The sequence below is a fragment of the Nocardiopsis gilva YIM 90087 genome (genome assembly GCF_002263495.1).
In the GTDB taxonomy this organism is placed as follows: Bacteria; Actinomycetota; Actinomycetes; order Streptosporangiales; family Streptosporangiaceae; genus Nocardiopsis_C; species Nocardiopsis_C gilva.
The window spans coordinates 1651895-1669678 of record NZ_CP022753.1; the positions used below are offsets into that span (position 1 = coordinate 1651895).

The 17784-nt window shown below is 70.5% G+C and carries 18 protein-coding genes and 1 pseudogene; 14 read left to right on the forward strand and 5 right to left on the reverse strand.

The window, feature by feature from the left end:
• Nucleotides 1-166 precede the first annotated feature (166 nt).
• The 6 genes from CDO52_RS07755 (at nt 167) to CDO52_RS07780 (ending at nt 5966) form a co-directional block, all read left to right on the forward strand.
• The gene (locus CDO52_RS07755) at nt 167-736 is read left to right on the forward strand and encodes a carboxymuconolactone decarboxylase family protein (protein WP_017620132.1); all 570 of its coding nucleotides are present in this window, start codon (nt 167-169) and stop codon (nt 734-736) included.
• The gene (locus CDO52_RS07760; RefSeq protein WP_017620133.1) at nt 733-1692 is read left to right on the forward strand and encodes an RNA polymerase sigma-70 factor; all 960 of its coding nucleotides are present in this window, start codon (nt 733-735) and stop codon (nt 1690-1692) included. Before CDO52_RS07755 ends, CDO52_RS07760 begins: the two co-directional genes overlap by 4 nt.
• Before the next feature lie 340 nt (nt 1693-2032).
• Complete coding sequence (locus tag CDO52_RS07765; RefSeq protein ID WP_157745488.1) at nt 2033-3136, forward strand: CPBP family intramembrane glutamic endopeptidase; 1104 nt, start codon at nt 2033-2035, stop codon at nt 3134-3136.
• Between the two features lie 78 nt (nt 3137-3214).
• Nucleotides 3215-3868 (forward strand): DUF6758 family protein, encoded by a 654-nt coding sequence (locus CDO52_RS07770; protein ID WP_094932285.1) that lies wholly within the window; start codon nt 3215-3217, stop codon nt 3866-3868.
• Nucleotides 3869-3903: 35 nt separating this feature from the next.
• On the forward strand, nt 3904-4803 hold the full coding sequence (locus CDO52_RS07775) for a PHP domain-containing protein (protein ID WP_026126068.1): 900 nt from the start codon (nt 3904-3906) through the stop codon (nt 4801-4803).
• Between the two features lie 188 nt (nt 4804-4991).
• Nucleotides 4992-5966: an MBL fold metallo-hydrolase gene (locus CDO52_RS07780; RefSeq protein WP_017620137.1), complete on the forward strand. Its 975-nt coding sequence runs from the start codon at nt 4992-4994 to the stop codon at nt 5964-5966.
• A gap of 131 nt (nt 5967-6097) precedes the next feature.
• On the opposite strand, the gene CDO52_RS07785 is transcribed toward CDO52_RS07780, so the two are convergent.
• Together CDO52_RS07785 and CDO52_RS07790 are read right to left on the reverse strand one after the other, a co-directional pair.
• Nucleotides 6098-6982 carry an alpha/beta fold hydrolase gene (locus CDO52_RS07785; protein ID WP_017620138.1) on the reverse strand — a complete coding sequence of 295 codons (885 nt, stop codon included), beginning with the start codon at nt 6980-6982 and terminating at the stop codon, nt 6098-6100.
• 274 nt (nt 6983-7256) lie between these two features.
• On the reverse strand, nt 7257-8663 hold the full coding sequence (locus CDO52_RS07790; protein ID WP_232524483.1) for a DEAD/DEAH box helicase: 1407 nt from the start codon (nt 8661-8663) through the stop codon (nt 7257-7259).
• A 714-nt stretch (nt 8664-9377) separates the two neighbouring features.
• Here CDO52_RS07790 and CDO52_RS07795 point away from each other — a divergent pair.
• The 3 genes from CDO52_RS07795 (at nt 9378) to CDO52_RS07805 (ending at nt 11076) form a co-directional block, all read left to right on the forward strand.
• On the forward strand, nt 9378-10109 hold the full coding sequence (locus tag CDO52_RS07795; RefSeq protein WP_017620140.1) for a ferritin-like fold-containing protein: 732 nt from the start codon (nt 9378-9380) through the stop codon (nt 10107-10109).
• A 163-nt stretch (nt 10110-10272) separates the two neighbouring features.
• Nucleotides 10273-10584 carry a DUF6401 family natural product biosynthesis protein gene (locus CDO52_RS07800; RefSeq protein ID WP_017620141.1) on the forward strand — a complete coding sequence of 104 codons (312 nt, stop codon included), beginning with the start codon at nt 10273-10275 and terminating at the stop codon, nt 10582-10584.
• 249 nt (nt 10585-10833) lie between these two features.
• Nucleotides 10834-11076 carry a hypothetical protein gene (locus tag CDO52_RS07805; protein ID WP_017620142.1) on the forward strand — a complete coding sequence of 81 codons (243 nt, stop codon included), beginning with the start codon at nt 10834-10836 and terminating at the stop codon, nt 11074-11076.
• A 34-nt stretch (nt 11077-11110) separates the two neighbouring features.
• On the opposite strand, the gene CDO52_RS07810 is transcribed toward CDO52_RS07805, so the two are convergent.
• From CDO52_RS07810 to CDO52_RS07820, 3 genes are all read right to left on the reverse strand, one after another.
• On the reverse strand, nt 11111-11938 hold the full coding sequence (locus tag CDO52_RS07810) for a mechanosensitive ion channel family protein (protein WP_017620143.1): 828 nt from the start codon (nt 11936-11938) through the stop codon (nt 11111-11113).
• Between the two features lie 201 nt (nt 11939-12139).
• Nucleotides 12140-12763 carry a TetR/AcrR family transcriptional regulator gene (locus tag CDO52_RS07815; protein WP_017620144.1) on the reverse strand — a complete coding sequence of 208 codons (624 nt, stop codon included), beginning with the start codon at nt 12761-12763 and terminating at the stop codon, nt 12140-12142.
• 186 nt (nt 12764-12949) lie between these two features.
• Nucleotides 12950-13177, reverse strand: coding sequence for a hypothetical protein (locus tag CDO52_RS07820; RefSeq protein WP_026126069.1), 228 nt, complete (start codon nt 13175-13177; stop codon nt 12950-12952).
• Nucleotides 13178-13339: 162 nt separating this feature from the next.
• Between CDO52_RS07820 and CDO52_RS07825 the strand changes: the two genes are divergently transcribed.
• The 5 genes and pseudogenes from CDO52_RS07825 to CDO52_RS29665 form a co-directional block, all read left to right on the forward strand.
• Complete coding sequence (locus CDO52_RS07825) at nt 13340-14416, forward strand: alpha/beta fold hydrolase (RefSeq protein ID WP_017620146.1); 1077 nt, start codon at nt 13340-13342, stop codon at nt 14414-14416.
• A gap of 28 nt (nt 14417-14444) precedes the next feature.
• The gene (moeZ, locus tag CDO52_RS07830) at nt 14445-15623 is read left to right on the forward strand and encodes an adenylyltransferase/sulfurtransferase MoeZ (RefSeq protein ID WP_026126070.1); all 1179 of its coding nucleotides are present in this window, start codon (nt 14445-14447) and stop codon (nt 15621-15623) included.
• A 256-nt stretch (nt 15624-15879) separates the two neighbouring features.
• On the forward strand, nt 15880-16290 hold the full coding sequence (locus CDO52_RS07835) for an SPW repeat protein (protein WP_017620148.1): 411 nt from the start codon (nt 15880-15882) through the stop codon (nt 16288-16290).
• A 46-nt stretch (nt 16291-16336) separates the two neighbouring features.
• Nucleotides 16337-16657, forward strand: a complete 321-nt coding sequence (locus CDO52_RS07840; protein ID WP_026126072.1) for an MGMT family protein — start codon at nt 16337-16339, stop codon at nt 16655-16657.
• Between the two features lie 129 nt (nt 16658-16786).
• A pseudogene (locus CDO52_RS29665) lies at nt 16787-17545 on the forward strand (UvrD-helicase domain-containing protein); the annotation flags it as partial.
• Nucleotides 17546-17784: the final 239 nt, after the last annotated feature.

A 17784-nucleotide genomic window follows, 5' to 3' on the forward strand; every position in this document is an offset into this window, starting at 1 on the left:
TGGCCAAACACGCGGACTCGCCTTGCTCGGATCCGCGTCACTGCAGGTCAGGGGAGTATTCCCGGATTCCTGGCGATTCTTCTTTCCCAACCCTGTCACATCCGCGGCCTGTCATGTGTCGTGGTTGGGGAAGGCAGAAGATAGAAGCGGATGGAGGGAGGCCGTCATGGCCCGCATCTCGTTGGAACCGCCCAGCACCCTGCTGAACCGGCTGGTGATGCCCATGGCCCGGCGCCGCTACGGCAAGATCCCCGATCCGGGAAAGGCCATGGCGCACAACGGGCGCGTCCTCATCGCCCACCTTCTCTTCGAAATGGGCGTGGCGTGGTGGAAGCGGGTGGATCCCACCCTCAAGGCGCTGGCCGTCACCGCGTCGGCGGCACGCATCGGCTGTTCCTGGTGCATGGACTTCGGCTACTGGGAGCACACCCACCAGGGGATCGACGGCGCCAAGCTGCGGGCGGTCTCGCAGTGGCGCGACAGTGAGCTGTTCAGCCCCCTGGAGCGCAGGGTGATGGAGTACGCCGAGGCGATGAGCGCCGACCCGATGGAGACCACGGATGAGATGGTCGAGGCGCTGCGGATCGACCTCGGAGAGGCAGGTCTGGTGGAGCTGACCGCGATGGTCGCGGTGGAGAACCAGCGCTCCCGGTTCAACCGCGCGCTCGGTCTGACCAGCCAGGGGTTCAGAGAGTTCTGCGACGTGCCGCGGGCACGGCAGGGGGAACAAGCGTGAACACGATCCAGACGGACGCGCGACAGGTCGGGGGCACCGCCGCCCCCGACAGCACCGAGGTCTTCGAGCGGTACCGGCGGCTGCTGTTCAGTGTCGCCTACGACATGCTGGGATGCGTCGCCGACGCCGAGGACTGCGTGCAGGAGGCGTGGATCCGCTGGACACGCGACGACCGCTCCGACATCGCCGACCCGAAGAGCTACCTGGTCCGGATCACCACCAACGTGAGCCTCAACCGGCTGCGCGCGGCCCGCAGCCGGCGCGAGTCCTACGTCGGGCCGTGGCTGCCGGAGCCGCTGGTCACGGCGCCGGACGTGGCCGAGGAAGCGGAGCGCGCGGACGCGGTGTCCTACGCCATGCTCGTGGTCCTGGAGACGCTGAACCCCGTCGAGCGGGCCGTGTTCGTGCTGCGCGAAGTATTCGGGATGCCGCACGCTGAGATCGCCGAGGCGGTGGGCAGATCGGAGGCGGCCGTGCGCCAGCTGGCCCATCGGGCGCGGGAGCGCGTGCACGCTCGGAAGCCCCGCTACACACCCGCCCCCGACGAGCGGCGCCGTCTGACCGAGAGGTTCCTGGCCGCCTGCGCCGAGGGCGATGTCGCCGGGCTGAAGGACCTCCTCGCCGAGGACGCGATCGTGCTCACCGACGGTGGCGGCAAGGTCCGGGCGGCCCTCCGTCCGCTGTTCGGTGTGGACAAGTGCGCCCGCTTCCTGGCCGGGATCGGTGTCGGGTTCCAGCAGAAGAGCTGGCTGGTCACCTGGGCGGAGGTCAACGGCGCTCCGGGCATCGTCCTCTTCGACGCGGAGGGCACAGTGCAGGCGACCGCGCTCGTGGAGGCCGTGGACGGGGCCATCACGCAGGTGCTCATGGTCCGCAACCCGGACAAGCTGGTGCACCTGCGGGAGCTGGGGGCCGCCGTCGAGGCGATCGGGAAAGGCCAGGTCATCAATGAGTAGTCAGTTGATCGCGGTGGGTTCTTAACGCAGCCGATACACGGGCGGATAGTAATCTCGGCAGACGATGAGAAACACGCCGCCACCGCCTGGTTCGTCCTGGCAGCCCGATCCGCGGCACACCGGGGGACGGGAACCGTCAGCGCACTCGGACGCACAGGCGTGGGCGTGGCCGCCGGGCACCCCGGCGGTCGGCGCCCAGCCCGCTCAGGCATGGGCCTGGCCGCCGCCGCAGGAGCGGCGGCCCCGGACGACCGCGTCATCGGGCCCGGCCGTGCCACGGACCGGCAGCGCGTACCACCGTATGGGCCGCACCTGGCGGCACCGGTGGTGGATCCCTGTGGTGGCGTTCATCTTCGCCGTCGCGCTCTACCTGCTCGTCCAGACCATCATGAGTGTCGCGGGCGCGATCATCGCGGTGCTGCACGGGCACGAGTTCAGCGCCGAGTCTCCCCTCGGGGCGACCGTGCCCGACCTGGTCTTCCTCTTGCTCACGATCGCCGCGATGATGCCGGTCGTGATGCTGGCAGTGCGGCTGATCCAGCGGCGACCGGTCGGCACGCTGATCTCGGTGGAAGGGCGGATGCGCTGGCGCTGGCTGTTCATCTGCCTCCTCGCCGCGGTCCCGGTCCTGGTGGTGTTCTCGGCCGCACTGTACGTCCTGCAGGTGGTCGTCACGCCGGACGAGCCGTTCATCGCCGAATCCGGCGGCGGGAAGAACGTGCTCCCCGCGATCGTGGCGATCGTGCTCCTGGTCCCGTTCCAGGCCTCCGCCGAGGAGTTCGCGCTGCGCGGGTTCCTGATGCAGCTGGTCGGCTCCTACGGCGCCGATCCAGGCGAGCGGCGCGGCAGCGGCGCGTGGGCGCGGTTCCTGCGCACGCCGATCCTCGGCGTCGTGGTCACCACCGCGCTCTTCACCTCGCTGCACGAGTACACCGGTTGGGGGCTCGTCAACGTCGCGGTCCTGGGCGCCGGACTGGCCTTGATCACCTGGTACTCGGGCGGACTGGAAGCGCCCATCGCGCTGCACGTGCTGCACAACATCCTGGTCTTCTCGATCAGCGCCTACGAGGGCACGCTCGACGCCGCCGCCAAGGGCCCCGGGTCGTGGGAGGGTGTGGTGGGCACGACCGTGGAGGTCGGCCTGTTCGGCCTCATCGTCGTCTTGCTGGTCCGGCGGCTGGGCATCCGGCGCACCGCGACCGCCGAGCTGTCCGCCGCACGGGGCCGTAGCGCGATGTCGGCCTCCGCCGCACCGGCCTACCAACCGCCGACCGGCCCCGGCTCCTCCTACTCCCACTCCTCCTACGGCGGCCCTGACGCTCCCGGTATCCAGGGGGCCTCCGGCGCCCCCGGTGTCCGGGGCACCCACGGCGCCTCCGGCGGCGGGCGTGCCCAGGCGCCGCCCGCCGACCCCGGTTCGCTGCCGGGACCTCCCGCGCTGTAACCGCAGGGACGCGCGTCGGCTGGGGCGCAAGGTTCGGGAGTTTCCGCACAGGTCACCGGGGTATCTCTCCCACCAGCCATGAGATCGGATCCCACCTGCCCGCGCTGCGGTCGCGCCATCCACCCGCCGAGTGTGTGGACGAGCGCGTGGCAGTGTGACGCGCACGGTCCGGTGGCACCGCTCCGACCGATCCGGCCCCTCGGGGAGGCGTCGGTCGACCTGATCGTCAAGTCCGCCCAGGTGCCCGTGTGGGTGCCCTGGCCCCTGCCCACGGGGTGGGTCATCACCGGCTTCGCCGAGGCGGGTGACGACCGCAGCGGTGCGCTGGGCGTCGTCGTCGCGCTGTCGGGTCCGGCCCCGCTGGGTGGGATCGGGGAGATGGCCATCGTCGCCGAGGACCCCGGCATCGGCCTGGGCGCGCGCCTCGCCCGGTTCGACGGTCCCGATCCGGGCACCGGCTTCGACTCCGGCCCGCCTGACGGCAAGATCCGCCACGACGGCCACGAGATCGCGCTGTGGAGCGTCGACGCGGGCAAGGAGCGCGCGGTCTACGCCGGAGAAGCGAACACCTGCTGGATGTGGCTCGTGTTCAACCCCGCCGATGCCGGCATGCTGATGTGCGACCTCAAGACGGTCATCGACCTCCGTGACCACCAGGGCGGCGTCGCCCAGCAGCTGCCGTTCGGCGCGCCCTCGCCCTTCCTCGCCTCGGCACTGCAACCGATGGACTGACGAGGAACCCGTCGCGACCGCCCCTGTATCTTCGTGTGATGCGCATCGACCTGCATTCGCACAGCTCCGTTTCCGACGGCACCGAACCTCCCGAAAAGGTCGTCGGCCACGCGATCGCGGCGGGGCTCGACGTCCTCGCGCTCACCGATCACGACACGGTCGGCGGGGTGGCCGCGGCGGCGGCCCACGTCCCGCCCGGGTTCACCCTCGTTCCCGGCATGGAGCTGTCCTGCGCTTATGAGGGCTCCAGCGTGCACCTGCTGGCCTACCTCTTCGACCCCGATCACCCCGAGCTCGCCGCCGAACTGCGGCGGATCCGCCTCGACCGCACCGAGCGGGCCGCGACCATGGTCCGGATGCTGCGGGAGGCCGGTGTGGAGCTGACCTGGCAGCGGGTGCGGGAGATCGCCCACGGGCGGGCACCCGGCGCCGACCTCGGTGACGTCGGTGCCGACGACGTCGTCGGGCGGCCGCACATCGCCCGCGCGCTCGTGGAGGCCGGTGCGGCCGAGGACGTGCAGGACGCGTTCGACCGCTGGATCGGCTCCGGCGGCCCCGCCTACGTGGCGCGCTACGCCCTGGACCCGGTGCGCGCAGTGGAGCTGGTGCGCGCCGCCGGGGGCGTGTGCTCGCTGGCCCACCCGGCGCGCGGCGAGGGAGCGCTCACCGGAGCGGTTCCCGAGCCCCTCGTGGAGCGGATGGCGGAGGCCGGACTCGGCGGGATCGAGGCGGACCACCCTTCGCACGACGAGGAGGAGACCGAGCACTGGCGTGCCGTCGCCGAACGGCTCGGCCTGGTGGTCACCGGCTCCAGCGACGACCACGGAGAGCTGAGCGGCCACCGGCTCGGGATCCGCACCACGGATCCGGCCGCGTTCGAGCGGCTGATTGCGCCCGCTACCGGAGCCTCCCTCATCACCGGTCCCACAGGCTAGACTGCCGGGCTGAGATGGGATGATGGCCCGCTGGATGGGGACCCCGAGGGTCTTATCGGCCGCTTAGCGGTGGCGTGGGATCCTCACAAGCCGTGCGGAGGGGGTACCCGATCACGCCGCGGGGCCGGAACAATGGTCCCCGCACACTCGAGTTGAGTTCCCAAGAAGCGAATCGAAGGGTCGGCACCGTGTTCTGGAATCGGAAGAACAGAAAGAAGGACGTCAAGGAAGCCGACGGCAGCGGCACGACGTCCTCGACGGTGACGGCCGACGAGGCTGCCGAGGACGAGCGCAACGAGCCGGAGGCGCTCGAGGCGGCGACGGAGAACGGCGCGCACGCGGACACGGACACCGCGGCCGAGAAGGCGGATGAGGCCGAGGAGTCGAAGGGCGCGAAGGACGTCGAAGCAAACGACGCCGTGCCCGACACGGACGACGCGGACGACGAGGGCAGCAAGGACACCTCGGCCGGGGCGGTGCAGGCCGAGGACGACGAGGAAGCCGATCCCGAGCCCGAGGTCCCCGGCATCGGCGAGCCCGACGCCGACGGCATCCAGCGCGTCCGCAGCGAGGGCGTCCTGAAGGTCGACGGCGAGGAGTTCGACGTCGTCAGCAACACCTGGATCGTCGACGTCGACGACGAGGGTGTCGTGGTGGTCGACCCGGCGCACGACGCCAAGGCCATCCTGGAGGCCGTCGGCAAGCGCGAGATCTACCTGGTGGCCTGCACCAACGGGTACAACACCCACATCGAGGCCGCCGTCGAGGTGGCCGAACGCGATGAGGCCCCCATTGCCCTGCACCGGCGCGAGATCCGGCCCTGGCGCCGGGTGCACGGCGCCGAGCACCGCCCCGACCTGGAGATCGAGGGCGGAGGCAAGCTGCAGGCCGGCGACAAGGAAGTCGACATCCTTCCCCTCCCCGGCACCGCGACCGGGAGCGTCGCCTACTACATCTCCGAGCTGGGCGCGGTCTTCAGCGGCGACACCCTCCGCAAGGGCGAACTGGGCACCGTCGGCGAGGGCTACGTCGACTACACGCGCCAGCTGCACTCGGTCGGCGAAGTCCTGATGTCCCTGCCGCCGGACACCCGCATCCTGCCGGACCGCGGTCCCGAGACCACGGTCGGAAACGAGACGAAGAACTTCGAGGACTGGGTCTGAGTCTGCGGCGGACGCCCATCACGTCCCCCCCAGCACCCTGGACCGGATATCGGAGGCCGGGCGCCCTGGTCAGGGCGCCCGGCCTCCGGCGTTTCCGATAGCCCACGTTCGGGCGGGTACGGACGGCGCTGTCACGAAGTGCGGGCCGGGGTCTCCGCGTCGTGCCAGAAGCGGGTGAGCGCGCTGGCCGTCGTCTCGGGGGCTTCGACGTTGGGGGAGTGGCAGGCGCCGGGGATGACGACGCGGCGGGCGCCGACGCGCTGGGCCATGTCGGCCTGGACCTCCGTGGGCCAGGCGTCGTCGTCCTCGCCGTAGATCACCAGTTTCGGCAGGTCCACCTGGGCGAGTTCGGCGCTGCGGTCGGGGGCGCTGAGGATGACATCGGCCATGCGCACCAGGCCGTGGGGGTCGTTGGCGAGCATCCGGGCCCGCAGGAAGGCGTGGATCTCGTCGCTGATGCCGCTCGACCGCGCGGGGGCTTCGAGGTACTCGTCCCAGACCTCGCGCAGCCGCTCGCGCGTGGGGGAGGCTTCGAGCGCGGTCTTCAGGCGCTGGGCGTCGACCGCCCGCAGGCCGCTGATGGCCGACGGGCCGGAGCTCATCAGGGTGAAGGAGAGCAGCGGGGCCTCGTTCGCGAGGACGGCCTCGCGTGTCACCAGGCCGCCGAACGAATGTCCGAGCAGGTGGACCGGTCCCTCGTCGAGGGCGCGGACCACCTCGGTGACCGCCCGGCCCAGCCCTTCGCGCGTGTAGGACTCGGGGTCCTTGGGGCCGGGCGATTCGTACTGGCCCGGCATGTCGATGGCGAGCACCGAACGCCCGGCCTGCGCCAGCGTCTGCAGCAGCGCGATGAAGTCCTCTTTGCTGCCCGTGTACCCCGGTACCAGGACGGCGGTCTGGCGGTCCGTGCCACCGGCCGTGGGCATGGCGTGCAGCGCGGCGATAGGGCCGAGCGCCGTTGGGACATCGATCCGCCGGACACCAGGCGGAAGGTCCAGAAACCGAGGTGTACTCACGACGGTTTACCTTAGACGATCTCCTCCCCCTGGTGGGGTGTCCAGTGGCCCCGGATTTCTTCGAGATTGGACCAGTTTGGCGGGGCCGTTATGTCGACGATGCCCCAGCGTCCGGGATGTTCCGGGGCCGGGGCTCTCCAGGGGCCGAGGCGGCCGTATGCCGATCCACGCCGCGCGTCGCCGACGTGTCCGATGCCACCGGCCGGTCCCGGCACGCTCACCGCCGACCGGCCTGGCACGTTCACGGCCCCTCACATGCGACTGCGGAGAACCGCTAGTCCTGGTCCTTCTTCACGTCCACGCCGCTGCGGGTGCGGCGGCGACGGCGGCGCCGCGGGGCGGGCTTGTCGGCCCCCTCGCCGCTCGTCTTCTCGCTGCGCTCGGCACCGGAGGCCGCGCGTCCGCTGTCACCGGACGGCTTGCGGCGGGTGCGGCGGCGGTTGCGGGAACGGCCGCGCGCGGGGCGGTCGTCCTCGTTGTGGGACCGGCCGGTGTCGCCGATGTCCTCGACCTCCTCGGCCTCCAGCCCGGCGCGCTCCCGGCGCTCCTTGGCCAGCGTCCCCTTGGTGCCCGCGGGGATCTTCAGGTCCTCGAAGAAGTGCGGCGAGGTGGAGTAGGTCTCCTCCGGGTCGGCGTAGGGCAGGTCGAGCGCGCCGTTGATGAGCTTCCAGCGCGCGGTCTCCTGCCAGTCGATGAAGGTGACCGCGGTGCCCGAGCGCCCCGCGCGGCCGGTACGGCCGATGCGGTGCGTGTAGGTCTTCTCATCCTCGGGGCACTCGTAGTTGATGACGTGCGTGACATCGTCGACGTCGAGACCGCGGGCGGCCACATCGGTGGCGACCAGCACGTCGATCTTGCCGTTGCGGAACGCCCGCAGCGCGCGCTCGCGCTGGCTCTGCCCGAGACCGCCGTGCACGGCCGCGGCGGCGAAGCCGCGCCCCTCCAGCGCCGTGGCGACCTTGTCGCAGGCGCGCTTGGTCTCGCAGAACACCATGCTCAGGCCGCGGCCGTCGGCCTGCAGCAGCCGCGCCAGCATCTCCGGCTTGTCCATCTGGTGCGTGCGGTACACGTACTGCTTGATGTCTCCGATGCTGGTCTGGCCCGGCTCGTTGTCGTCGCCGGCCCGCACGTGCGTGGGACGGCGCAGGTACCGGCGCGACAGCGACACGATCTCGCTCGGCATGGTCGCCGAGAAGAGCATGGTCTGGCGCTCGTCGGGGATCTTCTTCAGAATGCGCTCGATGTCGGGCAGGAAGCCCAGGTCGAGCATCTTGTCGGCCTCGTCGAGCACGACGGCCTGGACGCTGGCCAGGTTGAGGTGCTTCTGCTGCTCCAGGTCGAGCAGGCGGCCCGGGGTACCGACGACGACGTCGACACCGGCCTTCAACCCGTCGATCTGCGGCTCGTAGGCGCGGCCGCCGTAGACGGTCAGAATGCGGCTGCCGGTGCGCTTGCCGGCGGTGGTGAGGTCGGCGGCCACCTGAATGGCGAGCTCGCGCGTCGGCACGACGACGAGCGCGCGCGGGCGCTTGGACTCACCGGGTCTGCTCTGTGCGAGCTGGAGTAGGGGAAGGCCAAAGGCGAAGGTCTTGCCGGTGCCGGTCCGGGCCTGGCCGATGATGTCGGATCCGGCCAGGGCCAGCGGAAGGGCCAGGGACTGAATAGGGAAGGGGTCGACGATCCCTTCGGCTTCGAGAGCGTCCGCGATCTCGGTGGTGACACCGATATCGCGGAACGTCTGTCGGGGTTCGTTGGTCGAGTCTGTGGTTGTCAGGGCTCATGCCTCCATCTGGGCGGGCCTGTCATCGCAAATGCGGCCGGCTGTCGCGGACAGCTCGCGGCGCGGCGAGCAGGATGTGTCGCTTCTCGTGCGGGTCCCCGAATGCCAGGCGGGAACGAATCCGGCGCGGCGCGAGGGCCCGGAGCGATCCGGTGCCTCGGCGCGGCCCGTTCTGCGGCCGCGGCGTCGCCGCCGCGGATCACGGATTCATGGTCAGTGCACGCAAGCCATCCGCTGTACTTGTCTTCCGCGCTCCGGCCCCCTCCTCCGGTCGCCATCGCGCGCGATTGTCATGGTGCGCTGCGGAGAACACCGGGCGTCGGCCCGTGCCCCGAGACGCCGCCTATGGGCGCCGCGTTTCACGATTCTCCGCGTTCGAGGTGCGCCGGGGGGACTCCGCGCGATGACCGGCAGCGGCCGGTCACTGGTCATGAGTCTAACCTGTAGGCCCTGCGGCCGGATATAGGAGTCCGTACCACATGCAAGGGACGGCCGCACACCGCGTTTTCGTTACCGTCCACCGCTTCTCTAACGCTCCATAACGGCCAACACGGATGCGGGTGCGGATAATCCCGAAGGGCCGGTCCACCTCGCGCGGGCGCTAACCTGTGCGGCATGACGAACGGCCCTGCCTCCGACACCACCCCGGTGGACCCCGACGACAAGCCCGGTCGCGGCGTGATCGATCTGCTGGCCATGATGGCCTACGCCGAGCTGGTGGCCTTCTTCCGGTTGTCGGACGACGCCGGGCTCGCCCCGGACCTCGCCGCCAAGGGAGAGCTGGCCGGTGTCGCCGCCACCGAGTACGGGCACTACAAGCTGCTGCGCGACCGCCTGGAGGAGCTGGGCGTCGACCCCGAGGCGGCGATGCGCCCGTTCGTCGAGCCGCTCAACGCGTGGCACGCCCGCACCGAGCCGCAGAGCTGGCTGGAGAGCCTCGTCAAGGCGTACGTCAGCGACGGCATCGCCGGTGACTTCTACCGCTACATCGCCGACCAGACCGACGACCGGACGCGCGCGCTGGTCGGCGAGGTGGTCTCCGACACCGGGCGCGGAGAGATCATCACCGCGCGGATCCGCGCGGCCGTCGAGGATGACCCGAAGCTCGGCGGACGCCTGTCGCTGTGGGCGCGCCGCCTGGTCGGCGAGGCGCTGAGCCAGGCCCAGATCGTCGCGGCCCAGCGGGTGGAGCTGGCGGCGCTGCTCGCCCCGCGGGGCGCTGAGGCGGGAGAGGGAGAAGGCAGGAGCGAGGGGGCCGCGTCCGACCTCGCGGCGGTGAGCCGGGTCTTCGCCAAGCTGACCGAAGCGCACTCCGCCCGCTTGGCGGCCATGGGCCTCAACGGCTGACGCTCCCGGCGCCCTCGGCGATTCCGGACGAAACCCGCGCCGGTGCGGGAGTCATCCCAGGTCGAAGAGGTGTGTAAGGTCGGTCACGGCCTGCGAACTTCATTGCGAATTCGTATATAGTCTGTTGCGTTCCCTTTTGTTCCCTTACCTGAGGTAACCAGCCATGCCCCGTGAATTCTTCGCGGAGGGCCCGCTGGTCCGGCTCTCTCGTGAGTTCGACGTCTTCGGCCCGATGAGTTCGGATCCCGAGCCGTGGATGACCGCTGAGCTGGATCAGCACGCCGCCGCGGTGTGCGAGTCGATCACGCGGGACGGCGCGGCGGTAACCCTCCAGAGCCTCAGCCGCTACCTGCACGGTTTCATCGACGGCTGCCGCGAGCGCGGCTGGGACTCCGACTCGTCCGGGTATGACTGGGAGACCCTCCGACTGCTGGCGGTGTGCCGCCTGGCCAAGGAACACGGCTTCGTCCGCTAGGTTGGTCTCGCTGTCGGCGGATACGCCGACAGCGCCCCACCCGCGTGGTGATCGAGAAGTGATCTCGCGAATGCCCTGACTGGGCGTACGCTAAGCCATACCTGGGGTGGCTACCGGCACGGTGGCCTCCTGAGTCCCCACGCCGTGGCAGGATGCCTCCGGCATGGACCCGACTCGACAGACCTGACCGCGATCCCCCTCGGGAGCGAAGGATGCGGTCCAACGCGGACCGTGAGAAAGGAAGAACGCATGAGGAGCGGCCGGCACGGGGCGGCGCGCCCACCGATCGGCGTCCTGATCCACCGGGATCGCGTCGACTTCTCACTCTTCGCGTTGATCATCGTGATCGCTCTGGCGGTCATGGTGCTGACCGGCTGGACGAGCATCGCCTTCTGGCTGGGGCTCGTGCCGATCTTCGCGACGCTGGCCCTGATCGTGCGCCGCATCGACCGCCTCGCTCGCGACGAAGTCCGCGACGAGGAACTGCTCTGACTGCGGCGTCCTGCTGCGATCAGGACGCAACGCGTCACTCTTGCGGGGTACGACCCTGCTCGCTGCCCCCTCCTTCTTCGCCCATCGCCGGGCCGTGCGTCGCCGGAGTCTGCTTCTCCTCGGACTCCGCCTGCGCGGGGGCGCCCTTCTTGCTCATCGCGTCGGCGCGCCCGGCCTGGTAGCTGCCGTCCTCGCGCATCATCGCGCTGGTCTCGCGCTCCGCGCTTTCGAGCCAGCGGCTCCACCGCTCCTGCATCGGCCTGATCATTCCGCCGCCGACACCGACGACGAGAATGCCGCCGATCGTGGCCAGTACGGCGATCAGGACGGGCTGGGTGACCGTGGTGGCGATGCCGACCTGGTTCAGGGCGGCGATGACACCGAGCGCCATGATGAAGACGCCGACGACGTTGGCCACGAAGCTCCCGTAGCTGAGACCGCCCATCGCGCCGGAGACGATGTCGCGCGCCGCCTTGGCGATCATGCCGGCCACCACGACGATGACCAGGGCCACGATGGCCTTCGGGATCCAGGCGATGACGCTGTCGAGCAGCTGGGTGATCGGGTTGGTCGGACCGAACACGCTGAAGGCGAGCTGCAGCACGATCAGCAGACCGATGTAGTACACGATCTTTCCGCAGAGCTGGCTGGCGTCGTAGCGGCTGCGCTGGAAGTACTCACCGACGCCGCTGCGCTCCAGGCCGCGGTCGAGGCCGACCCGGGCGAGCCCCTTGCCGACCATCCGGCCGACGAACTTCGCGATGATCCAACCGATGACCAGGATCACCAGGAACATGGCGAGGAGGGGTGCGAAGGTCGCTACCGCGCTCCACGCCTCGGTAAGGCCCTGTCCAATGTCCATGAGGTTCCCCCCGTGGGGTTCCATCGACCGGGCAGCGGATTCGCTACCCGTGGGAACGGGTCACAGTAGCGCTGATTCCCTGTCGGGGTGACCAGCAATCGTCACGGCGTGACCAGGAGCAGGGCAATGTCAGATTTGACCGGCGGTATACCGTCGCATTGCGCTGGGCCGCACCGGCCCTAACGGCTCTTCCGGGCGGCGTCAGCTGCGGGTCAGGTCCCAACCGCTGATGCCACGCCAGGCCAGGCGCGCCACGAGCTTCTCCGCGGCGTCCTTGGGGATGGAGCCGTAGTTGCTGATCCAGTAGCGGGCGCTGGTCTCGGCCATTCCGACGAGCGCGATGCTGAGCAGGTTGGCCTCGTCATCGGAGATGCTGGTGTCCTGCCGGATGACCTCGCCGATCAGCTCGGCGCAGCGCTGCAGCGTCTGCTCGGTCTTCTCCCGGACAGCGGGGAGGTTGCGCAGGTCGGATTCGAAGACCAGGCGGAACGCCTCACCCTCGCCGGACACGAAGTCGAAGTAGCCCTGGAAGCTGGCGGTGACGCGCTGGCGGTTGTCGTCGGTGCTCTCCAGCGCCTCGCGCTGCTTCTCGACCAGCGACTCGGAGTGCTGTTCCAGCAGTGCCAGGTACAGCTCCAGCTTGCCGGGGAAGTGCTGGTAGAGAACGGGCTTGCTGACACCGGCGCGTTCGGCGATCTCGTCCATCGCCGCGGCGTGATACCCCTGCGCGACGAACACCTCCTGGGCCGCGGCCAGCAGCTGCTTCCGGCGCTGCAGCCGGGGCAGCCGGGCCCCCCGCGGGCGCGCGTCTGAAGGAGCAGTCACACCCAATACCCTCCGGATCTCCGTGCGGCGCGAGGGGCGCCGCGATGCGTGAATGTGGACGGTCGAGTCGTCGTCGGGTCTGGGACCAGCCGCGACGGTGACTCGGCGCGTGTCCTCATATCTTACCCATGCGTAGGTTCGGGACCGCCAGACCTGGAGTCGTCGTATTCGCAGCGTTATCGCGTGTCAGCGGTATTCGTCCTCCTCATCGGCCACTTCCTGGTGCTGCTCGACGGCGTCGGCCTCGGGCACCTCGGTGCCGCGATCGTGGCCCCCGCGTTGCAGCCAGTCGTCCGGTGCCTGGGGCGATTCGGTGACGTCCGCGTGCTGTTCCGCGACGTCGGCTTCCGGGGCCTCCACTGAGGCCTCGTAGTCCTCGTCGTCCGGTGCTTGCTGCCGAGGCTGGGATGTCACGGTCACTCTCCCTGCTCACTCCACCCGGGTATGCACCGGGTTCGCCCTCACGGTACCCCGATGTGTCCAACGACACGGGAAAGCCCCGGTCTGTGATTGGCCCACACTGCGGCGGTCCGGATGCGTAGAGTCGTGACCAGGAGCGAACGCGACGGAGGCGTCATGGCCGAACCGATCGAGGTGTGGCCGGGGGTGTTCCGGCGGCTCGGCGAACGCCGGATCTTCGTCCGCCGGGACGTGGGCGGCGTGCGCGGGGGCGCCGATGCCGCGGACTACGGCGCCGCCGACAGGGCACTCGGGCGCATGGTCTATGTGCACGGCCTTGCTGGAGCATCGACCGACTGGACCGACCTCATGGGGGCGCTGTCCCAGGGCTCCACCGCAGATGCGCCGGACCTGCCCGGATTCGGGAAGTCGCCGCCGCCCCCCGACCTCGACTACGGCGTCGACGCGCACGCGGCGGTGATCCGCGACCTGATCCTCTCCGGCGAATACCCGGTGCACCTCGTCGGCAACTCCCTGGGCGCCACCGTCGCCGTGCGGCTGGCCGCCGAGCACCCGGAGCTGGTGCGCACCCTGACCCTCATCTCGCCCGCGCTGCCGGACCTCCTGCCCCGGCTCGTCCCGCTGCAGATGACGGGTGCGCTGGTGCCGGTGGTGGGCCCCTGGGCCTACGCACGTATCCAGAGCCGCCCGCCGGAGGTGCGGGTGCAGAGCCTGCTGGACACCACCTTCTACGATCCGGCCGCGGCGCCCGCGAAGCGCGTGCTGGAGGAGCTGGAGGCCGAGCGCGAACGGGACTCGCGCGACTACGCGCACGCGGCGACCCTCGGGTCGTTGCGCGGCCTGGTCGCCGAGTATCTGCGGCGCGGACCGCGTGCGCTGTGGCGCCAGGCCGCCGCGATCCACCGGCCCACGCTGCTCGTCTACGGCATCGGCGACAAGTTCGTGCGCCCGCGCATGGCCCTGCGGGCCGCCGCCACCTTCCCGCACAACCGGCTGGTGCTGATGCCGCGCACCGGGCACGTGCCGATGAAGGAGCAGCCCGAGCGGGTGGCGCGGGAGATGCGCCCGTTTCTGGCCGCGTCGATGGCGGGCGCCGACGAGGGCGCGAACCCGGATCAGATGACGTCCCCGGGGTGGGAATGCCAAACCCCACCCCGTAGGTTGGGTATGAGAGGAAGCACGTCACGTGCCCATCCCCAAGCGCGTCCGGCGGACGGCGCCGAGGGAGCGTGACGCCATCGAGGAACATCGAGGAGCCGCTGTGTCGCTGCCGCCGCTGGTCGAACCAGCCGACGAGCTGACCGTCGACGAAGTGCGACGCTACTCTCGTCACCTGATCATCCCCGACGTGGGCATGGACGGACAGAAGCGCCTGAAGAACGCCAAGGTGCTGGTCGTCGGTGCCGGCGGACTCGGCTCGCCCGCGCTGCTCTACCTGGCCGCCGCCGGGGTGGGCACGCTCGGCATCATCGACTTCGACGTCGTGGACGAGTCCAACCTGCAGCGTCAGATCATCCACGGGCAGAGCGACGTCGACCGCCCCAAGGCTGTCTCGGCCCGCGACTCCATCCGCGAGGTCAACCCCAACGTCGAGGTCGTCCTGCACGAGGAGCGCCTGGACTCCGACAACGCGTTCCGCGTCTTCGAGCCCTACGACCTCATCGTCGACGGCACGGACAACTTCGCCACCCGCTACCTGGTGAACGACGCCTGTGTGTTGCTGGGCAAGCCCTACGTCTGGGGCTCCATCTACCGCTTCGACGGCCAGGCGTCGGTCTTCTGGGCCGAGCACGGCCCCTGCTACCGCTGCCTGTACCCCGAGCCCCCGCCGCCGGGCATGGTCCCCTCCTGCGCTGAGGGCGGCGTGCTGGGCGTGCTGTGCGCGTCCGTCGGGTCCATCCAGGTCAACGAGGCCATCAAGCTGCTCGCCGGATTCGGCGACCCGCTGGTCGGGCGGCTGATGATCTACGACGCCCTGGAGATGAGCTACCGGGCGGTCAAGGTCCGCAAGGACCCCGAGTGCCCGCTGTGCGGCAAGAACCCCACGATCACCGAGCTGATCGACTACGAGGAGTTCTGCGGCGCGGTGTCGGACGAGGCCGAGGAGGCCGCCGCCGGGTCCACCATCACGGCCGCCGAGCTGAAGAAGATGATGGACGACGGTGAGGACTTCCAGCTCGTCGACGTCCGCGAGAAGAACGAATACGAGATCGTCAACATCCCGGGCGCGGTGCTGATCCCCAAGGGCGAGTTCCTGAACGGCGAGGCGTTCGCCAAGCTGCCGCAGGACAAGAAGCTCGTGCTGCACTGCAAGTCCGGTGGCCGCTCGGCCGAGGCCCTGGCGGCGGCCAAGGGCGCCGGCTTCAGCGACGCCGTCCACCTCGGCGGCGGCGTGCTGGCCTGGGTGCACCAGGTCGACCCCAGCCTGCCGACCTACTAGGCGCGAGGGCCGCGGACCCGCGCCCGCGCGGTTCGCGCCATCGGCACCCCCAGGGCCGCCGCGAAGCCGAGGCTTCGCGGCGGCCCTCGCTGTGTTCGGGCCCGCCCGGTCCTCTGGGGCCGGGCAACCGCGCACGAACCGACAGGTGAGGTGTTCGGCGGATACATCCCCTTCGGTCTGGTTGCGACATAGGTCACACTGGGTACGAACAAGCAATCCAATGCCGACGCAGAACCGCCGGTCGGGGAGGTGCTCCATGAAGATCAGGGGCATGAGGATCACGGGGCGTTGGGAGGACTGGGTGGCCGTGGTCGCGGGCGTGGCCGCCGCGACCAGCTGGGTCTGGCACGGAATGGTCGGTGCCCCCATGCTGGCCCTCTACCTGACGGGCCTGCTGACCGTGCTCGCCGCGGTCATGTCGATCACCCGTCCCGGGCTGATTGCCTCTGAGGCGATCATGGCCGTCCTGGGCGTGTTCATGTTCCTCACTCCGTGGCTGGTCGGCTTCACCGACGTCACGGCCGGGGCATGGACGGCGTGGATCCTCGGATTCGTGATCGCCGCCGTCGGGGTCGTCGACCTCCCGATGGCGAACACCGCACACCACCGAGGCAGCCCCACCCACCTGGCGCGTGGCGCGGGCGCACACGGCACCGCCCGGACATGAGACCGGTCGGCACGCACCGACCCACGAGCTCGCTATGGTCGGAGCCATGCCCCGACCCGACTCCCACCCTGACGAGTACGCCGAACGCGTCCTGGACGTCGTGGAGCGCATTCCCTCGGGCAAGGTGATGTCCTATGGCGACATCGCCGAGTACCTGGGCGAGGGCGGCCCACGCCAGGTCGGCGCCGTGATGTCGGCCTGGGGAGGCGGCGTCCCCTGGTGGCGCGTACTGCGCGCCGACGGCACCCCGCCACCCGGCCACGAGGTCCGCGCCCGCGAGCACTACGCCGCCGAGGCCACCCCGCTGCGTCCCAGCGGTCACCGCGTCGATATGCGTGCGGCGCGATGGGACGGTGCGCCCTCATAGTCGGCGGAGTGCCACGGTTGGTCGTGGGCATCTGGTGAACTAGGAGGGGTGAGCTCATCCCCGTACCGCCTCGTGCGTCGTGTGCACCACGAGACGCCGCCCCCCACGCTGGACGAGAACCAGCGGCGCGTGGTCGTCCACAAGGGCGGCCCGCTGCTGGTCCTCGCGGGGCCGGGCACGGGGAAGACCACGACGATCGTCGAGGCGGTCGTCGACCGCATCGAGAACCGGGGTGTGGACCCGTCGCGGGTTCTGGTCCTGACCTTCAGCCGCAAGGCCGCCCAGGAACTGCGCGAACGCATCACCGCCCGGTTGCGCCGGACCACCCGCGAGCCGCTGGCGCTCACCTTCCACAGCTACGCCTACGCCCTGATCCGCCGCGAGTTCCAGCGCCAGGGGGACCTGCCGCCGCGCCTGCTGTCGGGCCCCGAGCAGCTCATGGAGGTCCGTGAGCTGCTGTCGGGCGAGGCCGACGACGGCGCGCCCATGTGGCCCGAGCGGCTGCGCCCGGCTTTGCGCACCCGGGGGTTCGCCGAGGAGCTGCGCGACTTCCTGATGCGCGCGCAGGAGCGCGGCCTCGGCTCGGTCGACCTGGACCGGCTCGGCCGCGAGTACCGGCGCGACGACTGGGTCGCCGTCGGGGACTTCCTGGACCGCTACACCGGCCGATTCGATATCGCGCCGATGCCCACGTTCAACTACGCCGAGCTGGTCCGCGTCGCCGCGAACCTGCTCGCCGAACCCGAGGTGCAGGCCCGGGAGCGCGCGGCCCGCGAGGTCGTGTTCGTCGACGAGTACCAGGACACCGACCCCGCCCAGGAGGAGCTGCTGCGCGGGCTCGCCGGAGACGGGCGCGACCTGGTCGTCGTGGGCGACCCGGACCAGTCCATCTACGGCTTCCGGGGCGCGGACGTGCGCGGGCTCCTGGAGTTCCCGCGGCGCTTTCCCACCATGGCGGGTGACCCCGCCCCCGTCGTCGCCCTCCAGACCTGTCGCCGCAGCGGGGCGGCCCTACTCGCCGCGTCGCGCGGGGCCGCCCGCCGCCTGCCCGCCGCCCCGGCCCGGCGGCGGCCCGGTCAACGCCCACCGCGTCCTTGCCCCGGCCTCCGACGCTCCGGAGGGCGAGG